14 protein-coding genes are annotated in these 20,852 nt (G+C 62.4%); 7 read left to right on the forward strand and 7 right to left on the reverse strand.

What is annotated here, in order from left to right:
- Nucleotides 1-259 precede the first annotated feature (259 nt).
- Together HU750_RS19900 and HU750_RS19905 are read right to left on the reverse strand one after the other, a co-directional pair.
- Nucleotides 260-859 carry an FMN-dependent NADH-azoreductase gene (locus HU750_RS19900; protein ID WP_099455006.1) on the reverse strand — a complete coding sequence of 200 codons (600 nt, stop codon included), beginning with the start codon at nt 857-859 and terminating at the stop codon, nt 260-262.
- A 108-nt stretch (nt 860-967) separates the two neighbouring features.
- On the reverse strand, nt 968-1,285 hold the full coding sequence (locus tag HU750_RS19905) for a 3-phosphoglycerate kinase (protein WP_099430150.1): 318 nt from the start codon (nt 1,283-1,285) through the stop codon (nt 968-970).
- A 48-nt stretch (nt 1,286-1,333) separates the two neighbouring features.
- Between HU750_RS19905 and HU750_RS19910 the strand changes: the two genes are divergently transcribed.
- The 4 genes from HU750_RS19910 (at nt 1,334) to HU750_RS19925 (ending at nt 5,529) form a co-directional block, all read left to right on the forward strand.
- Nucleotides 1,334-2,257, forward strand: coding sequence for a LysR family transcriptional regulator (locus HU750_RS19910; protein WP_027593141.1), 924 nt, complete (start codon nt 1,334-1,336; stop codon nt 2,255-2,257).
- 13 nt (nt 2,258-2,270) lie between these two features.
- Complete coding sequence (locus tag HU750_RS19915; RefSeq protein ID WP_186681930.1) at nt 2,271-3,083, forward strand: alpha/beta fold hydrolase; 813 nt, start codon at nt 2,271-2,273, stop codon at nt 3,081-3,083.
- Nucleotides 3,077-3,634, forward strand: a complete 558-nt coding sequence (locus HU750_RS19920; protein ID WP_186681932.1) for a peptidylprolyl isomerase — start codon at nt 3,077-3,079, stop codon at nt 3,632-3,634. Before HU750_RS19915 ends, HU750_RS19920 begins: the two co-directional genes overlap by 7 nt.
- Before the next feature lie 62 nt (nt 3,635-3,696).
- Nucleotides 3,697-5,529, forward strand: a complete 1,833-nt coding sequence (locus tag HU750_RS19925; protein WP_027593144.1) for an ABC transporter ATP-binding protein — start codon at nt 3,697-3,699, stop codon at nt 5,527-5,529.
- Nucleotides 5,530-5,664: 135 nt separating this feature from the next.
- Here HU750_RS19925 and HU750_RS19930 read toward each other — a convergent pair whose 3' ends face one another.
- Nucleotides 5,665-6,792: a GNAT family N-acetyltransferase gene (locus HU750_RS19930; RefSeq protein WP_099430153.1), complete on the reverse strand. Its 1,128-nt coding sequence runs from the start codon at nt 6,790-6,792 to the stop codon at nt 5,665-5,667.
- Between the two features lie 264 nt (nt 6,793-7,056).
- Here HU750_RS19930 and HU750_RS19935 point away from each other — a divergent pair, with 264 nt between their 5' ends.
- Nucleotides 7,057-8,301, forward strand: a complete 1,245-nt coding sequence (locus HU750_RS19935) for a putative porin (RefSeq protein WP_099455012.1) — start codon at nt 7,057-7,059, stop codon at nt 8,299-8,301.
- Nucleotides 8,302-8,496: 195 nt separating this feature from the next.
- Here the strand turns inward: HU750_RS19935 and HU750_RS19940 are convergent, their stop codons facing one another.
- Together HU750_RS19940 and hrpA are read right to left on the reverse strand one after the other, a co-directional pair.
- The gene (locus HU750_RS19940) at nt 8,497-9,618 is read right to left on the reverse strand and encodes a beta-ketoacyl-ACP synthase III (RefSeq protein WP_099430154.1); all 1,122 of its coding nucleotides are present in this window, start codon (nt 9,616-9,618) and stop codon (nt 8,497-8,499) included.
- 174 nt (nt 9,619-9,792) lie between these two features.
- The gene (gene hrpA, locus HU750_RS19945) at nt 9,793-13,698 is read right to left on the reverse strand and encodes an ATP-dependent RNA helicase HrpA (RefSeq protein WP_186681934.1); all 3,906 of its coding nucleotides are present in this window, start codon (nt 13,696-13,698) and stop codon (nt 9,793-9,795) included.
- 554 nt (nt 13,699-14,252) lie between these two features.
- On the opposite strand from hrpA, the gene HU750_RS19950 reads away from it, so the two are divergent.
- A complete protein-coding gene (locus HU750_RS19950) occupies nt 14,253-15,617 on the forward strand; it encodes a glutamine synthetase family protein (protein WP_186681936.1) in 1,365 nt (454 codons plus the stop codon).
- Nucleotides 15,618-15,642: 25 nt separating this feature from the next.
- A complete protein-coding gene (locus HU750_RS19955) occupies nt 15,643-16,950 on the forward strand; it encodes an NAD(P)/FAD-dependent oxidoreductase (RefSeq protein WP_186681938.1) in 1,308 nt (435 codons plus the stop codon).
- Nucleotides 16,951-17,053: 103 nt separating this feature from the next.
- Here HU750_RS19955 and fadD1 read toward each other — a convergent pair whose 3' ends face one another.
- Nucleotides 17,054-18,751, reverse strand: a complete 1,698-nt coding sequence (fadD1, locus tag HU750_RS19960; protein ID WP_186681940.1) for a long-chain-fatty-acid--CoA ligase FadD1 — start codon at nt 18,749-18,751, stop codon at nt 17,054-17,056.
- 264 nt (nt 18,752-19,015) lie between these two features.
- Nucleotides 19,016-20,704: a long-chain-fatty-acid--CoA ligase FadD2 gene (fadD2, locus tag HU750_RS19965; protein WP_186681942.1), complete on the reverse strand. Its 1,689-nt coding sequence runs from the start codon at nt 20,702-20,704 to the stop codon at nt 19,016-19,018.
- Nucleotides 20,705-20,852: the final 148 nt, after the last annotated feature.

Here is a 20,852-nt window from a genome sequence, read left to right on the forward strand (position 1 = left end):
GGCAATCTGTTCAACCCTGCGGAATGTGGGGGCTGAGTTTTTGTAGGAGCGGCCTTGTGTCGCGAAAGGGCTGCGTAGCGGCCCCAGATTTACGCTTCACCTCAAGCATGATGGGGCTGCTTTGCAGCCCTTTCGCGACACAAGGCCGCTCCTACAATTGATCGCATGGGCCGCAGGCATAAAAAAGCCCGGCCATCAGGCCGGGCAGGTACACCCAAAGGAGCAAAAACAGGTGTCAGGGTTGGGAATTCGTTGACGCTCAGGCCACCGCAGCCAGCTTGGCCTTGGCCTGGTTGATGCCCTTCTCGTGGAAGTCGCCGCTCATGTTCAGGCCTTCGGCATGGATGAAATTCACATCGTGAATGCCGATGAACGCCATCACCTGGCGCAGGTAGGGTTCCTGGTGGTCGCTGGTGGCGCCAGCATGAATGCCACCGCGGGCGGTCAGGACGATGGCGCGCTTGCCAGTCAGCAGGCCCTGCGGGCCGGTCGGGGTGTACTTGAAGGTGATGCCGGCGCGCAGCACGTGGTCCAGCCAGGCCTTGAGGGTGCTGGGGATGGTGAAGTTGTACATCGGCGCAGCCATCACCAGCACGTCGGCCGCCAGCAGTTCATCCGTCAGCTCATTGGAGCGGGCCAGCGCTTCGAGCTCGGCGGCACTGCGCTGCTCTTCGGGCTTCATCCAGCCACCGAGCAGGTTGGCATCCAGGTGCGGCACCGAGGTCACAGCCAGGTCACGTACGGTGATCTCATCGCTCGGGTGGGCGGCCTGCCATTGCTGGATGAAGTCGCGGGTCAGTTGACGGGAAACGGAATCCTGCTGGCGGGCGCTGCTTTCGATGATCAGTACGCGGGACATGGGGTGCCTCCATCGGCAAAAAGGGTGCGATTCGATGGAGGTGAGATTAAGGCTTGACCTATCGATAAAAAAGCGTAAAAAGTGGGTTCAATCAATCGATTAATCCGTTTATTCCGCTGTACAGTTCACGCTGATCCGCAATTTGATGATCTGGCGATTGAACTTGGCGGTGACGTCGACGCTTTTACCCGCCGGCACGTTCACCCGGCGCACCCGAGGCGCTTCCGGGCCGTTGCGGAACATCACCTTGCAGGCTGCAGGCACCTGCCCATAGTTGTTGAGGGTAATGGCGCCAATGTCGTAGGCGGTATCGTAGGCCGTGTAGTCGAGCTTGACCCCATCCTCCAATTGCTTCTCCACATCGATGGGGTAAGCCATGGCACCGAGGGGCAGGCACATCAGTATTGCCGCACAACATTTCTTCATGGGGCGCTCTCCTTGGAAGAGCGCAGCTTAGGACAACAGGAGCGAAACATGAAAGCGCCGCGCGTAACCCTTGATCAGTGGCGAACACTGCAAGCAGTGGTCGATCACGGGGGGTTTGCCCAGGCCGCCGAGGCGCTGCACCGTTCGCAGTCGTCGGTCAGCTACACCGTGGCCCGCATGCAAGAGCAGCTCGGTGTTCCGCTGCTGCGCATCGATGGGCGCAAAGCGGTGCTCACCGAGGCTGGCAACGTGCTGCTGCGCCGCTCACGCCACCTGGTCAAACAGGCCAGCCAGCTCGAAGACCTTGCCCATCACATGGAGCAAGGCTGGGAAGCCGAGGTGCGCGTGGTGGTCGACGCCGCCTACCCCAGCGCCCGGCTGGTTCGTGCGCTGAGTGCGTTCATGCCGCAAAGCCGCGGTTGCCGGGTGCGTCTGCGTGAAGAGGTGTTGTCGGGCGTCGAGGAAGTGCTACGCGAAGGCATCGCTGACCTGGCCATCAGCAGCTACAGCATCGGCGGCTACCTGGGCGCCGAACTGAGCGCGGTAGAGTTCATCGCCGTTGCCCACCCCGAACACAGCCTGCACCGCCTGGGCCGTGAAATTACCTTCCAGGACCTGGAAAGCCAGCTGCAGGTGGTGATCCGCGACTCTGGCCGCGCCCAACCGCTGGATGTCGGCTGGCTGGGCGCAGAACAGCGCTGGACCGTCGGCAGCTTGGGCACCGCCACCACCTTCGTCAGCAGCGGCCTGGGCTTTGCCTGGCTGCCGCGGCACATGATCGAGCGCGAACTGCGTGAAGGCGTGCTCAAGCCGTTGCCGCTGGATCAGGGTGGCAGCCGTCACCCACTGTTCTACCTTTATTCGAGCAAAGAGAAGACCCTGGGCCCGGCTACGCAGATTCTCATCGACCTGCTGCGCAACTTCGACACCGCGCCTCTGGACGTGCCCTTCGCAGCCCCCCCACAAGCCTGAGAGGACCGCGCCCATGGCCTACTTCGAACACGAAGGATGCTTACTGCATTACGAGGAATACGGCCAGGGCGAACCCTTGGTGCTGCTGCATGGCCTGGGCTCTAGCTGCCAGGACTGGGAGCTGCAGATACCGCTGTTGAGCCGCCACTACCGGGTCATCGTCATGGACATTCGCGGGCACGGCCGCTCCGACAAACCCCGCGACGGCTACCAGATCGCCACCTTCAGCGAAGACCTGCTGGCCCTGCTCGAACACCTGCAGACCGGCCCGGTGCACTTCGTGGGCCTGTCGATGGGTGGGATGGTCGGCTTCCAGTTTGCCGTCGATCACCCGCGCTGGCTGCGCAGCCTGTGCATTGTCAACAGCGCCCCGGAGGTTAAGCGCCGCTCCCGCAGCGACTGGGCCTGGTGGGCCAAGCGTTGGGGCCTGGCACGCCTGCTCAGCGTCGAGACCGTGGGCAAAGGCCTGGCCCAGCGCCTGTTCCCCAAGCCCGGCCAAGCTGACCTGCGCCAGAAGATGGCGCAGCGCTGGGCACGCAACGACAAGCGCGCCTACCTCAAAAGCTTCGACGCCATCGTTGACTGGGGCGTGCAGGAACGCATTGGGCAAATTCGCTGTCCCACGCTGGTGATTGCCGCCGACCACGATTACACGCCGATACATCTGAAAGAGCGCTACGTAGCCCTGATGCCGCAGGCCAGGCTGGTAGTCATCGACGATTCCCGGCACGCTACGCCCCTCGATCAACCCGAGGTCTTCAACCAGACCCTGCTGCAGTTTCTTGCAGCTGCTTCCACCTCTCAAGGATCTTTGAGCCCATGCTGAAAAAACTCCTGCTCACCGCCTGCTCGGTCGCCTTCGCCACCAGCGTCATGGCGTCCGACAAGACCCCTCACGTGTTGCTGGACACCAGCTTCGGTCAGGTCGAAATCGAGTTGAATGCCGAGAAGGCGCCGATCAGTACCAAGAACTTCCTCCAGTACGTCGACAGCGGCTTCTACAACAACACCATCTTCCACCGCGTGATCCCGGGCTTCATGGTCCAGGGCGGCGGCTTCACCGACCAGATGGTGCAGAAGAGCACCCAGGACCCGATCCGCAACGAAGCCAGCAATGGCTTGCTGAACACCCGCGGCACCCTGTCCATGGCCCGCACCTCGGACCCGAATTCGGCTACCAGCCAGTTCTTCATCAACGTGGCTGACAACGACTTCCTCAACCCAGGCCGTGACCGTGGCTATGCCGTGTTTGGCAAGGTGACCAAAGGCATGGAAGTGGTCGACCAGATCGTCAACTCACCGACCACTGTGAAAAAGGGCATGCGCGACGTGCCGGCCGATCCGGTCTATATCAAGTCCGCCAAACGTATCGACTGAATGCAGGTTTCACAGGGACGTGAACCCGCCTGAAGGCCGGACCAACAGGAGTGTTGTCACCCATGCTGTACCGCCGTTTCGAACGACTTATCGACATTTTTCGCGAGGCACCGAGCGAAGCACCGCCGAGCACGGTGTGGCCGTTCTACCTGTATTACCTGCGCCAGGTCTGGCCAAGCTTCGCCGCCCTGCTGGTGGTCGGCCTGGTCGCTTCGTTGATCGAAGTGGCGATGTTCAGCTACCTGAGCCGTATCATCGACCTGGCCCAAGGCACGCCCAATGCCAACTTCTTCAGCGAACACAGCGGTGAGCTGATCTGGATGCTGGTGGTGATCCTGCTGCTGCGCCCGCTGTTCTTCGGCCTGCACGACCTGCTGGTGCACCAGACCATCAACCCAGGCATGACCAGCCTGATCCGCTGGCAAAACCACTCCTATGTGCTCAAGCAGAGCCTGAACTTCTTTCAAAGCGACTTCGCCGGGCGTATTGCCCAGCGCATCATGCAAACCGGCAACTCGCTGCGCGATTCGGCGGTACAGGCAGTGGACGCCCTGTGGCACGTGCTGATCTATGCCGTCAGCTCGCTGGTCCTGTTCGCCGAGGCCGACTGGCGCCTGATGCTGCCACTGTTGGCGTGGATCGCCTGTTACATCGCCGCGCTGTTCTACTTCGTGCCACGGGTAAAGGCGCGCTCGGTAATTTCGTCCGACGCACGCTCCAAACTGATGGGGCGCATCGTCGACGGCTACACCAACATCGCCACCCTCAAGCTGTTCGCCCACACCGACTACGAACAGCAGTACGCCCGTGAGGCGATCCGCGAGCAGACCGAAAAAACGCAACTGGCCTCGCGGGTGATCACCAGCATGGACGTGGTCATCACCACCCTCAACGGCTTGCTGGTGGTCGGCACCACCGGCCTGGCGCTGTGGCTGTGGAGCCAGTCGCTGATCACCGTGGGGGCAATTGCCCTGACCACCGGGTTGGTGATCCGCATCGTCAACATGTCGGGCTGGATCATGTGGGTGGTCAACGGCATCTTCGAGAACATCGGCATGGTCCAGGACGGCCTGCAGACCATCGCCCAGCCGGTCACCGTCACCGACAAGCCCAATGCGCCGGCATTGAAGGTGAGCCGTGGCGCGGTGCATTTCGACGATGTGGACTTCCACTACGGCAAAGCCAGCAACGTGATCGAAGGGCTCAATCTGAACATCCGCCCGGGCGAGAAGATTGGCCTGATCGGCCCTTCTGGCGCGGGCAAATCGACCCTGGTGAACCTGCTGCTGCGGCTGTATGACGTGCAGGGTGGGCGCATCCTCATCGATGGCCAGGACATTGCCGAAGTGAGCCAGGCCAGCCTGCGTGCGCAGATTGGCATGATCACCCAAGACACCTCGCTGCTGCACCGCTCGATCCGTGACAACCTGCTGTACGGCCGCCCAGAGGCCAGCGAAGCGGCACTGCTTGAAGCCGTACGCCGCGCCCGCGCCGACGAGTTCATTCCGCAGTTGACCGACGCCCAAGGGCGTACCGGCTTCGATGCGCATGTGGGCGAGCGTGGGGTCAAGTTGTCTGGCGGCCAGCGTCAACGTATCGCGATTGCGAGGGTGCTATTGAAGAACGCACCGATCCTGATCATGGACGAGGCCACTTCAGCGCTGGATTCTGAGGTTGAAGCCGCGATCCAGGAGAGCCTGGAAACGCTCATGCAGGGCAAGACCGTGATCGCCATCGCCCACCGGCTTTCGACCATTGCCCGGATGGACCGGCTGGTGGTGCTGGACAAAGGGCATATCGTCGAGAGTGGCAGCCACAGTGAGTTGCTGGCGCAGCAAGGGTTGTATGCGCGGTTGTGGCATCACCAGACCGGCGGGTTTGTTGGGGTGGATTGAGATGAGCGGTTGCCTGCGCCGGCCTCTTCGCGGGGCAAGCCCGCTCCCACAGGTTCATCACTGCCCGTAAAACCAGTGATGCACCTGTGGGAGCGGGCTTGCCCCGCGAAGAGGCCGGGGAAAGCGACATAAAATTCAATCCCTGCGGTAAGGCAACATCCCCCGCGCCTCTTCGGCATACCCCTGCACCCCTTCCCGCTCCTGCAACAAAAACCCTTCCACCGCCCGCCGCAACCCGGGATGCAGCAGGTAATGCCACGACCGCGTCAGCACCGGCTCGAACCCTCGGATCAGCTTGTGCTCACCCTGAGCCCCCGCATCGAACCGCTGCAAGCCTTCAGCAATGGCAAAGTCCATGCCCTGGTAGAAGCACGTCTCAAAGTGCAGCCGGTCGAACTCATCCAGGCATCCCCAGTAACGGCCATACAGGCTGTCACCGCCCACCAGGCTCAGGGCCATGGCCACGTCACGCCCGCCTTGCCTGGCCATCACCACCCGCAGCGCCTCGGGCATGCGCTCGGCCAGCAGGCTGAAGAACTCACGGGTCAGGTACGGCGCGCGCCGGCGTACTGCATAGGTGTTGGCGTAGCACAGGTAGACGAAGTCCCACTGCGCCTCATCCAGTTCATCACCCCGGTACCACTGAAAGTCGATGCCCTGCCCGGCCACTTGCTCGCGCTCTTTGCGCATCTGCTTGCGCTTGCGCGAGCTGAGCGTGTCGAGAAAGTCCTGGAAGTCCCGATAGCCTCGGTTGCGCCAGTGGAACTGGCAACCCAGCCGCTCCATCCAGCCTGGCAAGCCGGCCATCTGCTGGTCCAATGCCGGGTCGGTGAAGTTGATGTGCGCGCCAGAGAGCCCGCCCTTGCCCAGGTACTCGGGCAAAGCTTGCAGCACCAGCAGGCCATCGGCGGGGTCGGCGGCCAGCAGGCGCGGGCCACTGACCGGGCTGAACGGCACGGCGCCCAGCAGCTTGGGGTAGTAGGCAATGCCTGCCCGCTCACAGGCATCGGCCCAGCCGTGGTCAAACACGTATTCGCCAAACGAATGCCACTTGCGGTAGGCCGGCAGCACGGCGCGTACCTGCCCTTCACGCTCCAGCACCAAGTGCTCGGCAGCCCAGCCGGTCGCGGGGGCAACGCTGCCACTGTCCTCCAGGGCGGTGAGAAAGGCGTGGCGCAGAAACGGTTGGCCCGCAGGCACCAGGGCATCCCAGGTGGCCGCCGGAAGATCACGCAGATGAGCAAGGCTATACAGGCTGGTCACGGTTTCGACTCGCTGTCTTGAGGCCCTCAGTATCCCGGAAGAATGGCCCATCACTCAAATGACGATCACCTGGCCAATCCGTTCATTGCCGATTACTTAACAACAGTGCCACTAATTAGACATTAATCTGTCATTCCCCCCCCGCAATACTTGCGCCTGTTTTCCGGAACCCCAGAACCTGTCTATTCAGGCCCTTTCCGAAGACATGCCAACACAGGGGCGGGCGCTGAGCCTCCCCCATTTTTTTCTAGTAGGGAGAACCTTATGCGTCTTGTTTCCACACTTACCGGAGTGAGCCTCACCGGCATGATGCTGGCTCTGAGTACTCCGGCCAGTGCTGCTGTCGACGCCAAGCTGCTCGAAATGCTCCGCGCCAATGGCTCGATCAACCAGGCGCAGTACAACGAACTGCAAGGCGATCTGGCAAAAGAGACCAAGGAAAAGGCCGACCAGAAAGCGCAGTCCGAGCGTATGAGTTCCTTTGAACAAAAAGTGGCATGGGCCGCCAAGACCCAGATCAAGGGTGATGTGCGCCTGCGTTACGAAGACGTCAACGTTGACGACCCGAACAGCAGCAGCGGCAACCAGGACCGCCAGCGCGTCCGCGCCCGTGTCGGCTTCTACAGCGAAATCAACCCGCAAGTCGATGCTGGCGTGCGTATCGCCACCGGTAGCAGCGCCGACCGCCGCTCGACCAACCAGAGCTTCGACAACTATTTCGACAAGAAATCGCTGTGGGTCGACCTGGCCTACCTCGACTGGCACCCGACCGCAGTGCCAAACCTGCACCTGATCGGCGGCAAGATGCCACAGCCGTGGGTAAGCATGGGCGATATCATCTGGGACAGCGACATCAACCCGGAAGGCGTGGCCGCGACCTACAAGGCTGACCTGGGCGGCGCCGAAGTGTTCGCAAGTGCCGGTCAGTACACCCTCAAGGACAACGTCGACGGCGACGGCGTGCAGTACAAGCACGATGCGCAGGTCTACCATGGCCAGCTGGGCGCCAAGTTCGCCCCTGCCGACGTGATGAAGGTCACTGTAGGTGCGAGCATCTATGGCTACGACAACGACAAGGAAGCGGCCATTCTGCAGTCGTTCGGCAACACCACCAATGAGTTCAACCTGGTGGAAGGCTTCGGTCAGCTCGACTTCACTGGCTTCGCCATCCCGCTGTCGGCCTACGGCCAATACGTGAAAAACACCGAGAGCACCGATGGTGAAGACCAAGCCTGGCTGGCCGGTCTGAAAACCAAGGTCGGCGCTTGGAGCCTGGACTACAACTACCGCGATGTTCAACGTAACGCCGTGGTCAGCCTGTTCACCGACTCCGATTTCGGCAACGGCTTCACCGGCTCTCGCGGCCACAAGTTCAAGGTCGGTTACGAGATCGACAAGAACTTCTCGCTGGGCGCGGCGTACCTGATGGCCAAGACCGATTTGTCGCAGTTGCCGAACAGCAATGCTGACGTAGACACGCTGCAGGTAGACCTGGAAGCCAAGTTCTAAGCAACCGCTTCACTGCTTCACTCAAGGCGGGAAATGCCGACCCCATCCGGTATTTCCTGCCTTTTTTTGTCTGTGACATTGAGGGGGCTGCTTTGCAGCCCATTCGCAGCGCAAAGCTGCGCCTACAGGTGCGGTTCGCGTTCCCCTGTAGGAGCAGCCTTGCGCTGCGAATGGGCCGCAAAGCGGCCCCGGCAATCAGCGTTTGCGCAAAATCACGCTACCCACCGAATACCCCGCGCCAAACGAGCTCAGCACGCCCACCGCACCCTCGGCCAGGTCATCCTGGTACAGGTGGAATGCAATCACCGACCCGGCCGAACTGGTGTTGGCATAACGGTCCAGAATCACCGGTGCCTCTTCCTCGGTGGCTTCACGCCCCAACAGCTTCTTGACGATCAAGTGGTTCATGCTCAGGTTGGCCTGGTGCAACCAGAAGCGCTTGACGTCGCTCGGCTGCAGGTCATTCGCTTCAAGGTGCTCACCGATCAGCTCAGCCACCTTCGGGCACACTTCACGGAACACCTTGCGGCCTTCCTGGATGAACAACTTGTCCGCAGCACCTTCCCCCTCCTCCGCCGCGCGGTTGAGGAAGCCGAAGTTGTTACGGATGTTGTTGGAAAACCCGGTCCACAACTTGCTGCTGACAATCTCGAACTGGTGCTTCGAGGTGGCCTGGTCGGCACGCTCGATCAGCACGGCGGTGGCGGCATCACCGAAGATGAAGTGGCTGTCGCGGTCGCGGAAGTTCAGGTGGCCGGTGCAGACCTCGGGGTTGACCATCAGTACCGAACGCGCCTGGCCCAGCTGCACGCTGTTGGCGGCGGTCTGGATGCCGAAGGTGGCTGACGAGCAGGCCACGTTCATGTCGAAGGCAAAGCCCTCGATGCCCAATGCATTTTGCACTTCGATGGCAATGGCCGGGTATGGGCGCTGCAGGTTGGAGCACGCGACGATCACACCATCGACATCGGCAGCGGTACGGCCCGCACGTTCAAGCGCCTGGCGAGCAGCGGCCACAGCCATTTCACACAAAATCGACGGCTCGTCATTGGAGCGCTCTGGCAGGCGTGGCTTCATGCGTTGCGGGTCGAGGATGCCGGCCTTGTCCAGCACGAAGCGGCTCTTGATGCCCGAGGCCTTCTCGATGAAAGCGGCGTCGGACAGCGGCGCTGCCTCGACCTCGCCGCGCTCGATGGCGGCGGCGTTGTCGTGGTTGAACTGCTGCGCCCACGTGTTGAAGGACTCCACCAGTTCTTCGTTGGAAATGCTCTGGGCCGGGGTATACAGGCCGGTGCCGCTGATCACGACGTTATGCACGGTCGTTCCTCTGGTCAAAGGCCATCGCCACGGGGCGCTGGCTGGAAAATGCGTAATAGCACTTTAGTGCCAACTCGAAGGCGAGGGCGTTGCCCTCGTTCGCAGGTAAACCCGCTCCCACAGGGGCCGCCAGGCGACCCCAAATTGCATCAATATTGCCACATCTTCTGCGGTTTAGGCTTCCACCTGACTCCACTGTTTGCTGAGACGCTTGTCAGAAATCGGCACTTTGGTACCCAACTGCTGAGCGAACAACGACACCCGGTATTCCTCCAGCAACCACCGGTACAGCGTCAGTTGCTCATCACGCTTGCCCTCCTGGGCGTGCTTGTCGGCACGTGTCTTGTACTGGGCCCAGAGGTTTGCCAGCTCGCCACTCCAGACGCGGTCCTTCTGCACCTGCGAGCCGAGCTTCTCCAAGCGTAACTCCACGGCCTTGAGGTAACGCGGCAACTCCTTGAACCAGGCGCCCGGGGTTTCGCGAACGAAACCCGGGTACACCAGGTTGGCCAGCTGTTGCTTGATGTCGTTCAGCGCCACCGCCTGGCTCAGGTCGATCTTGCCTTTGAAGCGCTTCTGCAGCCCGTGCCACAACTTGAGCACTTCCAAGGTCTGGCGCGCCAGGCGCTCAGCGTGCTCGGCCCAACTGCCACGTTTGCGCTCGGCCAAGCCGGCCAAGGCCGCACCGTCGCGCGGCAGCGGGTGTTCACCCTCGAGGATGCAGCTGTCCAGGCTGGCCAGCAGAATGTCTTCGACCAGTGCCTCGACACGGCCCAGCTCGCGGTACAGCAAGCCCAGTTCGGTCAGCCCGGGCAGCTTGCCACGCAAAAACTTGGCAGGCTCCGCCAACTGCTGCAGTAACAGGCGCTGCAAGGCGCGACGGTGCTGGAACTCGGCTTCGGCCTGGGTCGAAAAACGCCCTTCGCGCACGGTGCCGTTTTCGTCCACCAGCGCCGGGTAGACGGTCATCGACAGGCCGGCGATCTTCTGCTGGGTGCTCTGCGCCACTTCACTGAAGGCCTTGGCCTGCACCGGGCGTTCGGCGTTCTCGCTGCGTGGCACGGCCAGTGCGGCCTGGCTGGCGGCGACAAAGCGTGCGGTCAGCTCGGCCAGGTCGCGGCCTTCGCCGAGGAACTTGCCCTGGCCATCGACCACTTCGATGTTCATCCGCAGGTGGCCTTCGACCAAGTTGACCGATTCTGCCCAGGCCTCTTCGGACACACGCGCACCGGTCATGCGCAGCAGCTCCTGGCCCAAGGCCTGGGGCAACGCGCCCTGGCCGAAGGTCATGCGCGCCAGCGCGGCCTTGACGAAGTCCGGTACCGGCACGAAATTCTTGCGCAGAGCCTTGGGCAGGTTGCGCACCAGCGCCACGCACTTGGCTTCGATCAGGCCCGGCACCAACCATTCCAGGCGCTCGCCCGGCAGGCTTGGCAACAGCGGCGCCGGTACGCGCACGGTCACACCGTCGCGGGGGTGGCCCGGCTCGAAGTGGTAGGTCAACGACAGGCGCAAGTCCCCTACCTGCAGGCTGTCCGGGTACTGCGCCGCGGTGACTTCGCTGGCTTCACGCGCCAGCACGTCTTCTTCGCGCATGATCAGCAGGTTGGCGTCCTTCTGGCTGGTCATGCGGTACCAGGCATCGAAGGTCGCGGTCTGGTGGATTTCCTCGGGCAGGCGCGCTTCGTAGAACGCGTAGAGGGTCTCTTCATCGGCGAGAATATCGCGCCGACGGGCCTTGGCCTCCAGTTCGTCGAGCTGTTCGAGCAGGCGTTTGTTGGCCGCCAGGCACTTGGCCCGCGACTGGATCTCGCCGCCCACCAGCCCCTCGCGGATGAACAGCTCGCGGGAGGTCACCGGGTCGATCGGGCCAAAGTGCACCGGCCGGCGCCCCACCAGAATCAGCCCATACAAGGTGATCTGTTCAAAGGCCACCACTTGCCCGCGCTTTTTCTCCCAGTGCGGTTCGAAGTGGTTCTTCTTGACCAGGTGGGTGGCCAGCGGCTCGATCCAGTCGGGCTCGATCTTGGCAACCATCCGCGCATACAGTTTGGTGGTCTCTACCAGTTCGGCAGCCATGACCCACTGCGGGCGCTTGCGGCCCAAGCCCGAGGACGGGTGGACCCAGAAACGCCGCTGACGGGCACCTTGGTAATCGCCCTCTTCCGTCTTCTGGCCGATCTGGCTGAGCAGGCCGCTGAGGATGGCCTTGTGCATCCGCTGGTAATCGGACGGTTCCTTGTTGACCGTCAATTGCAGGTCACGGCAAATCAGCGCCAGCTGGCGGTGGGCATCGCGCCATTCGCGCAGGCGCAGGTAATTGAGGAAATTCTTTCGGCACCAGTTACGCAACGGGTTGGCCGTCAACGCCTGGCGCTGTTCTTCAAAGCCACGCCACAGGTTGACCAGTGCGGCGAAGTCGGAATCGACGTCCTTCCACTGAGCATGCGCCTGGTCGGCCGCCTGCTGGCGCTCCGGCGGCCGCTCGCGCGGGTCTTGCACCGACAGGGCGCTGGTCACGATCAACACTTCCTGCAGGCTGCCCTGGCGTGCGCCTTCAAGCAGCATGCGGCCCAGCCGTGGGTCGATCGGCAAGCGCGCCAGCTGTCGCCCAAGCGGGGTCAACTGGTTCTCGCGGTTGACCGCCGAGAGCTCCTGCAACAGGTTGAAACCGTCGCTGATGGCCTTGCCATCCGGCGGCTCGATGAACGGGAATGCGTCGATCGCACCCAGGCGCAGGTGCAGCATCTGCAGGATCACCGCCGCAAGGTTGGTGCGCAGGATCTCAGGGTCGGTGAACGCCGGCCGGCCGTTGAAATCCTCTTCGCTGTAAAGGCGTACACAGATGCCCGGTTCGACCCGGCCGCAGCGGCCCTTACGCTGGTTGGCGCTGGCCTGCGACACCGCCTCGATCGGCAGGCGCTGGACCTTGGCGCGGTAACTGTAGCGGCTGATGCGGGCGGTGCCGGTGTCGATCACATAACGAATGCCCGGCACGGTCAGCGAAGTCTCGGCGACGTTGGTGGCCAGGATCACGCGGCGCCCGGTGTGCGACTGGAAAATGCGCTGCTGCTCGGCGGGCGACAGGCGCGCATACAGCGGCAGAATCTCGGTATGGCGCAGTTGCGCCTTGCGCAAGATCTCGGCGGCGTCGCGGATTTCCCGCTCGCCCGGCAAGAAGATCAGCACATCCCCAGGGCCCTTGGCCTCGCTGCGCTCATGCTGCGCCAGTTCGTCCAGGGTGGCGAGGATCGCCTGGTCGACGGTGAGGTCTTCCTCGATCTGGTTGCCTTCCTCGTCCTGCTCGCTGGTCAGCGGGCGGTACCAGGTTTCGACCGGGAAGGTGCGCCCCGACACCTCGATGATCGGCGCGCCATCGAAGTGCTGGGAGAAGCGCTCAAGGTCGATGGTCGCCGAGGTGATGATCAGCTTCAGTTCCGGGCGGCGGTGCAGCAGGGTCTTGAGGTAGCCGAGCAGGAAGTCGATGTTGAGGCTGCGTTCGTGAGCCTCGTCGACGATGATCGTGTCGTAGCGTTCGAGGAAGCGGTCGTGCTGGGTTTCGGCCAGCAGGATGCCGTCGGTCATCAGTTTGACCAGGGTATTGGCATCACTCTGGTCCTCGAAACGCACCTGGTAGCCGACCAGCCCGCCCAGCGGCGTGCCGAGTTCTTCGGCGACACGGGTAGCGACGCTGCGCGCAGCGATACGGCGTGGCTGGGTGTGAGCGATCAGGCCATGGCTACCGCGCCCCAACTCGAGGCAGATTTTCGGCAACTGAGTGGTCTTGCCCGAGCCGGTCTCACCGGCAATCACCAGCACCTGGTGCTCGGCCAGCGCCTTTTTGATCTCGTCACGTTTGGCAGCAATCGGCAGGCTGTCGTCGTAGCGCACGGTTGGCACGCTTTGCTGGCGTGCGGTGACCTGCGCGCAGGAGGCCTGGACCTTTTCCACCCACTGGGCGAGCTTCGCTTCGTCCGGGCGTTTGCGCAGCTCGTGCAATTGCCGACGCAGACGGTGGCGGTCGGCGATCATGGCGTGGTCGAGGTTTTTCAGGAGCTGGTCGATGGCTTGGTCTGTCATGGGGCTTTTTAGTGATGCAGGTGAGCCTGCTTTTTCATGATCGGCATTTGAAGAGGCGCGATTGTCGCAGATTTGCGGGTTCTTTGCTGTCCGCGCTGGCCGCACCTTTGTGTGTAGGAGCAGCCTTGTGCTGCGAAGGGGCCGGTGACAACAACGGTGATGTCGGTTGCTATCACCGGCCTCTTCGCAGCACAAGGCTGCTCCTACAACGAGCAGGCAGGCGCGCTATGTTTAGTGAAGGCTGATGTAAAGGTTGCCATTCACTGCTTTAATCAACCTTACGCCGCATGTGAGTATCAAAGGCATGACTCCCGCCCAGCCTATCGCCCCACCGTCCTCCCGCCCTTCGCTGCCGAAGGCCCGGAGCCGTGCTGGGGAAAATCCGCTGGTCCACATCATCCTCGCCTTCTGGGCTTTGTGGCACTGCCGTCACGCGCGCCCACCGGACACTTCGCTCACGCCATTGTGACCCAACACGGCCACCGCCTGGCCGTTTGACTCAACTGGGCCGCCTGCATGCGCGGTGGCCCTGTGCGCCCGTGAGCGAATTCATCATGCACTTTGCACCCGTAGAGCACGCCAGCCAATTCCTGGCCGACAACCCCGATATCGAGCTGTTCGAGCTGTTCATCCTCGACGCCAATGGCGTCCCCCGCGGCAAGCTGCTACACCGCGAGGAACTGCTGGCGGTCTACCAGACCGGGCGCCCGCTGCCCAGCACCATCCTGGGCCTGACCCTCAATGGCGATGACGTCGAAAACTCTGGCCTGGTCTGGGACGTTGGCGACATCGACTGCCGCGCCTACCCGCTGGAAGGCAGCTTGGTGCGCCTGCCCTGGCGGCGCGTACCCACCGCTGCCGTGCAGGTCAGCATGCACCCCAGCGAAGGCCTGCCGGCGAGCATTGCCGACCCACGCCATGTGTTGCTGCGCACTGTCGAAGCGCTCAAGGCCGATGGCTACCACCCGGTGATGGCGTGTGAACTGGAGTTTTACCTGCTCGACCAAAAACGCGATGCACAGGGCCGCCCGCAGCCGGCTCTGGACAACGACGGTGGGCGCCCGCGCAGTACGCAGGTGTATGGCCTGCGTGAACTGGAACAGATCGAGCCCTTCCTCGCCGACCTTTACGCCGCGTGCAAAGCCCAGGGTATCCCCGCCCGCACGGCGATCTCCGAGTACGCACCTGGCCAGGTGGAAATCACCCTTGAGCACGGCGATGCGCTGCTGGCCATGGACCAGGCCGTGCGCTACAAGCGCCTGGTCAAAGGCGTGGCCCATGCGCATGGCATGCAGGCTTGTTTCATGGCCAAACCCTTTGCACAACTGGCCGGCACCGGCATGCACATGCACCTGAGCCTGGCCGACAGCGCCGGCAACAACCTGTTCGCCAGCGAGGACAAGGCCGGTACGCCGTTGTTGCGCCAAGCGGTGGCCGGCATGCTGCGCTACCTGCGCGATTCGCTGCTGCTGTTTTGCCCCAATGCCAACTCGTTCCGCCGCTTCCAGGCCAACAGCTACGCGCCACTGGCGCCCACCTGGGGCGTCGACAACCGCACGGTCAGCCTGCGCGTACCGGGCGGCCCGGCCAACAGCCGACACGTGGAGCACCGCATCTGCGGTGCCGATGCCAACCCTTACCTGGCCGCAGCGGCCATCCTCGCCGCCAGCCACCGCGGCATCCGTGAACAGCTGGACCCCGGCGCCCCCGTTGAAGGCAACGGCTATGCCCAGGCCACCGAGCACTTGCCCACCGACTGGCTGATCGCCCTGGATGCCCTGCAGCATTCGGGCTGGGCCCGGGAGGCACTGGGCGCTGAATTTCTTGGGGTGTACCTGAAGGTCAAGCGCGCCGAATACCGCCAGTTCATGGCCGAAGTCAGCGAACAGGACTGGCGCTGGTACCTGCACCAGGCCTGAGCCCCATTCATAACAAGGAACACCCATGAACGCAGCATTGAACAAGGGACCGGCCCAACGCGCGCCGTCCTATTACAGCGCCACCCTCAATGACCACACGCAGTACCCGACCCTCAAGGGCACCGTGCACGTCGACGTGGCCATTATCGGCGGTGGGTTCACCGGCGTTGCCACCGCCGTGGAATTGGCCGAGCGCGGCCTGAAGGTGGCCATTGTCGAAACCAACCGCATCGGCTGGGGCGCCAGTGGGCGCAATGGCGGCCAGGTGACCGGCAGCTTGTCGGGCGACGAAGCCATGCGCACGCAGATGCGCGATCGCCTGGGCAGCGAGGTGGATGATTTCATATGGCACCTGCGCTGGCGCGGGCACCAGGTCATCGAACAACGGGTGGCACGCTACGGCATCGACTGCGACCTCAAGCGCGGCCACCTGCATGCCGCGATGAAGCCGTCGCACTTGAACGAACTGCGCGGTTTCGCGGCCGAGGCGGAGCGTCGCGGCATGGGCGATCAGGTCGAGATGCTCGACCGCAGCGCCATGGCCCAGCACCTGCAGAGCCCGCTGTACCTGGGTGCCTTGAAAAACCGCCGCAACCTGCACCTGCACCCGCTCAACCTGTGCCTGGGCGAGGCCCGCGCCGCCCACAGCCTGGGCGCGTTGATCTTCGAGCATTCAGAGGTGCTGGACATCGTCCACGGCCCGCGCCCGGCAGTGGTGACCGCCGAGGGGCGCATCGAAGCCCGCCAGGTGATGCTGGCCGGCGATGTCTACCACAAGCTGGAGCAACGCACGCTCAAGGGCAAGATTTTCCCGGCCATGGGCGGCATCGTTACCACAGCGCCGCTGGGTGAACTGGCCGAGCAGATCAACCCGCAGGACCTGGCGGTGTATGACTGCCGCTTTGTCCTCGACTATTACCGCCTGACCGCCGACAAGCGTTTGCTGTTTGGCGGCGGCGCCAACTACTCCGGGCGTGATTCACGCGACATCGAAGGTGAACTACGGCCCTGCATCGAACGCACCTTCCCGGCGCTCAAAGGGGTGCCGATCGAGTTCCAGTGGAGTTGCGCCATGGGCATCGTGGTCAACCGCATCCCGCAACTGGGCAAGCTCTCGGACAATGTCTGGTACTGCCAGGGTTACTCCGGGCATGGCATTGCCACCAGCCACATCATGGGCGAGATCATGGCCGAAGCGCTGACCGGGACACTGGAGAAGTTCGACACCTTTGCGCAGTGCAAGCACGTGCGGGTGCCGATGGGGGACTTGCTGGGGAATCCGCTGTTGGCGGCGGGGATGTGGTACTACCAGATGCTCGAGAAATTGCGCTGATTTGACCGGCCCTTTCGCGGGCAAGCCCGCTCCTACAGTGAGATACCTGTGGGAGCGGGCTTGCCCCGCGAAAGGGCCAGCAAAGCCAGCCCAGAATCCAGGCTCAAGCGATCTTCTTGAGCCCTTGCTTCTTCAGCTCTTCATCGCGCAACTCACGGCGCAGGATCTTGCCCACATTGGTGGTCGGCAACGTATCGCGGAACTCGATGTAGCGCGGCACCTTGTAGCCGGTGACGTTGGCACGCATGTGCTCCATCACCTGATCCTTGGTCACGGTCATGCCCGGCTTGACCACGATGAACACCTTGATCACTTCGCCCGACTTTTCGTCCGGCACGCCGATGGCCGCACACTGCAGCACACCTGGCAGGCCGGCCAGCACGTCTTCCAGCTCGTTGGGGTACACGTTGAAACCGGAGACCAGGATCATGTCCTTCTTGCGGTCGACGATGCGCATGTAGCCGTCCGGCTGGATCAACGCGATGTCGCCGGTCTTGAGCCAACCCGCGCTGTCGAGGATTTCGGCAGTGGCGTCTTCGCGCTGCCAGTAGCCCTTCATCACTTGCGGGCCCTTGATGCACAGCTCACCCACCTCGCCCAGCGGCAGTTCATTGCCACTGTCGTCGATGATCTTGCACAGCGTCGAAGGCACCGGAATACCGATGGTGCCAATCTGGTTCGCCTCGGACGGGTTGACGGCGGCCACCGGGCTGGTTTCGGTCATGCCGTAACCTTCGCAGATGGCGCAACCGGTAACGGCCTTCCAGCGCTCGGCCACGCTCAATTGCAGGGCCATGCCGCCAGACAAGGTGATTTTCAGCGCAGAGAAGTCCAGCGCGCGGAACCCCTCGTTGTTGCACAGGGCGACGAACAAGGTGTTGAGGCCAACGAAGCCGCTGAATTTCCACTTGCTCAGCTCTTTGACCATCGCCGGCAAATCACGCGGGTTGCTGATCAGCACGTTATGGTTGCCGATCAGCATCATTGCCATGCAATGGAAGGTAAAGGCATAGATGTGGTAAAGCGGCAGCGGCGTGATCAGGATCTCGCAGCCTTCATGCAGGTTTGAGCCCATCAGCGCCCGGCATTGCAGCATGTTGGCCACCAGGTTGCGGTGGGTCAGCATCGCGCCCTTGGCCACGCCCGTGGTACCGCCGGTGTATTGCAGCACGGCGACATCGTTGGGTTGCGGGTTGGCCTCGGTGACCGGCTGGCCCTTGCCCAGCGCCAGGGTGTCGTTGAAGCGCACGGCACGCGGCAGGTCATAGGCCGGCACCATCTTCTTGACGTACTTGATCACACTGTTGATCAGCAGGCGCTTGAGCGGCGGCAGCAGGTCGGCCACTTCGGTGACGATGACATGCTTGACCTGGGTCTTGGGCACTACTTTTTCGGCCAGGTGGGCCATGTTGGCCAGGCACACCAGCGCCTTGGCACCGGAATCGTTGAACTGGTGCTCCATCTCCCGCGTGGTATACAGCGGGTTGGTGTTGACCACGATCAGCCCTGCACGCATGGCGCCGAATACCGCTACCGGGTATTGCAGGACGTTTGGCAGTTGCACGGCAATGCGATCACCCGGTTTCAGGTCGGTGTGTTGCTGCAGCCAGGCGGCAAACGCCCCCGACAGCGCATACAGTTCGCCATAAGTGATAGTCTTGCCCAGGTTGCTAAAGGCCGGTTTGTCGGCAAAGCGTTGGCAGGATTGCTTGAGTACCGCCTGGATATTGGGGAATTCGTCAGGATTGATTTCCGCCGTAATCCCGGCTGGGTATTTATCCTTCCAAAAATGTTCGATCATGGAAGCCCACTCCTTCAGCAACAGCGAAGTTCGATTCACGCGTCGATGCGCTTATTATTGATATGTGATGGCGGCTCATTGCAAACCGGATCATCTGAAAGCGGCCCGAGAGTAACAGCTTTGCCAGGGGTCGCCTAGAGGCCAAAACAGGCCTCACGGTCACAAAAATGACTCAATGAACGATACAAGTCATTTTTAGAGTATTTATCCAAAATGTCGCAAAACGGGCCAAAAGGCCCGTTCCAGAGGTGTCCTGCATCGCTGTCAGGCGATGTCACGCAACTCGCGCCGCAGGATCTTGCCCACCGGGGTCATCGGCAGCGACTCGCGCAGCACGATGTGCTTGGGCACTTTGTAGCCGGTGAAATTGGCTTTGCAGTACGCCTTCAGCTCATCGACGCTCAAGCCACCCTCGCGCGGCACCACGAACAGTTTAACAGCCTCGCCAGAACGCTCGTCCGGCACGCCGATGGCCGCGCAGTTGGCCACCTGCGGATGGCCCATGATCACGTCCTCGATCTCGTTGGGGTACACGTTGAAACCCGAGACGATGATCATGTCCTTCTTGCGGTCGACGATGCGGGTGAAGCCGTCCGGGTCGATCACCGCGATATCACCCGTCTTCAGCCAGCCTTGTGCGTCCAGGGTCTGCGCGGTGGCCTCGGGTTGCTGCCAATAGCCCTTCATCACCTGCGGGCCCTTGATGCACAGTTCACCCCGCTCGCCCAGCGGCAGTTCGTTGCCGTCGTCGTCGATTACCTTGAACGCCGTGCCTGCCACCGGGATACCCACCGTGCCCAGACGCGCCAACTGGCCATAAGGGTTGGTACTGGCGACCGGCGAGGTTTCGGTCAGGCCATAACCTTCGACGATGCGGCAGCCCGTGAGGCTCTCCCAGCGCTCGGCGGTGGCCTTGACCAGCGCAGTGCCACCGGAGTTGGTGACCTTCAGCGCAGAAAAATCCAGTTGCCGGAAGCCAGGGTGGTCCATCAGCGCGACGAACAGCGTGTTGAGCCCCAGCAGGCCGGAAAAACGCCACTTGCCCAACTCCTTGATGAAGCCGGCAATGTCCCGCGGGTTGGTGATCAACACATTGTGGTTGCCGGTGACCATCATGCACATGCAATTCGCGGTAAAGGCATAGATGTGATAAAGCGGCAGCGGCGCAATCATCACCTCCTGGCCTTCTTTGATCATCTTCTGCCCGTCTGGCCCGTGCTGCGAGAAACACGCCAGCACTTGGAGCATGTTGGCCACCAGGTTGGCATGGGTGAGCATCGCGCCCTTGGCCAGGCCGGTGGTGCCGCCGGTGTATTGCAGCACGGCGATATCGTCCAGGCTCAGCGGCACCGGCTTGTGGCTCAGCGAGCGGCCCTCGCGCAGCACCTGCTTGAATGACACCGCCTGGGGCAATTGATAGGCCGGCACCATCTTCTTCAGCTTGTCGACCACGGTGTTGATCAGCCAGCCCTTGGCGGCGGGCAGCAGGTCGCCCATCTTCGCCTCGATCAAGTACTCGATACCGGTATCGGGTAGCACCTCCTGCACGCGCTTGCCGAACATGTTCAGGTAGACCAGCGCGCGGGCGCCGGAGTCCTTGAACTGGTGGCGCATTTCACGCTCGGTGTAGAGCGGGTTGGTGTTGACCACGATCAGCCCGGCACGCAACGCGCCGAAGACCGCGATCGGGTACTGCAGGACGTTGGGCATCTGCACGGCAATGCGGTCGCCCGGTACCAGGTCGGTGTGTTGCTGCAGCCAGGCCGCAAAGGCTGCCGAATGGCGTTCCAGCTCGGCGTAGGTCAGGGTCACGCCCAGGTTGCTGAACGCCGGGCGGTCGGCGAAGCGCTTGCAAGAGCGCTCGAACACCTCGACGACGGAGGTGTAGGCATGGATGTCGATGGTGGAAGGCACGCCCACCGGGCGCTTGTCATTCCAGAAGTCGGCTTGCATTTATTATTGTTCCTCTGCCTGGACCTGCTGCGGGAGGTGTAGCGGGTCGTTTAGTCCTTTGACCTGATCGCCAATGGCAAACAGGCGTTTAACCGACGTTAGCAGGTAAGCCCAAGGCGGCATATACGCCAAGCTCCGCCATTAACAT

It is taken from the genome of Pseudomonas sp. SWRI50 (assembly GCF_014269095.1).
Classification (GTDB): Bacteria; Pseudomonadota; Gammaproteobacteria; order Pseudomonadales; family Pseudomonadaceae; genus Aquipseudomonas; species Aquipseudomonas kermanshahensis.

Bases quoted from the DNA above. Each gene is read 5' to 3' on its own strand.
- HU750_RS19900 (WP_099455006.1), bottom strand. From the start codon at position 859: ATGTCCCGCGTACTGATCATCGAAAGCAGCGCCCGCCAGCAGGATTCC.
- HU750_RS19905 (WP_099430150.1), bottom strand. From the start codon at position 1,285: ATGAAGAAATGTTGTGCGGCAATACTGATGTGCCTGCCCCTCGGTGCC.
- HU750_RS19910 (WP_027593141.1), top strand. From the start codon at position 1,334: ATGAAAGCGCCGCGCGTAACCCTTGATCAGTGGCGAACACTGCAAGCA.
- HU750_RS19915 (WP_186681930.1), top strand. From the start codon at position 2,271: ATGGCCTACTTCGAACACGAAGGATGCTTACTGCATTACGAGGAATAC.
- HU750_RS19920 (WP_186681932.1), top strand. From the start codon at position 3,077: ATGCTGAAAAAACTCCTGCTCACCGCCTGCTCGGTCGCCTTCGCCACC.
- HU750_RS19925 (WP_027593144.1), top strand. From the start codon at position 3,697: ATGCTGTACCGCCGTTTCGAACGACTTATCGACATTTTTCGCGAGGCA.
- HU750_RS19935 (WP_099455012.1), top strand. From the start codon at position 7,057: ATGCGTCTTGTTTCCACACTTACCGGAGTGAGCCTCACCGGCATGATG.
- hrpA (WP_186681934.1), bottom strand. From the start codon at position 13,698: ATGACAGACCAAGCCATCGACCAGCTCCTGAAAAACCTCGACCACGCC.
- HU750_RS19950 (WP_186681936.1), top strand. From the start codon at position 14,253: ATGCACTTTGCACCCGTAGAGCACGCCAGCCAATTCCTGGCCGACAAC.
- HU750_RS19955 (WP_186681938.1), top strand. From the start codon at position 15,643: ATGAACGCAGCATTGAACAAGGGACCGGCCCAACGCGCGCCGTCCTAT.
- fadD1 (WP_186681940.1), bottom strand. From the start codon at position 18,751: ATGATCGAACATTTTTGGAAGGATAAATACCCAGCCGGGATTACGGCG.
- fadD2 (WP_186681942.1), bottom strand. From the start codon at position 20,704: ATGCAAGCCGACTTCTGGAATGACAAGCGCCCGGTGGGCGTGCCTTCC.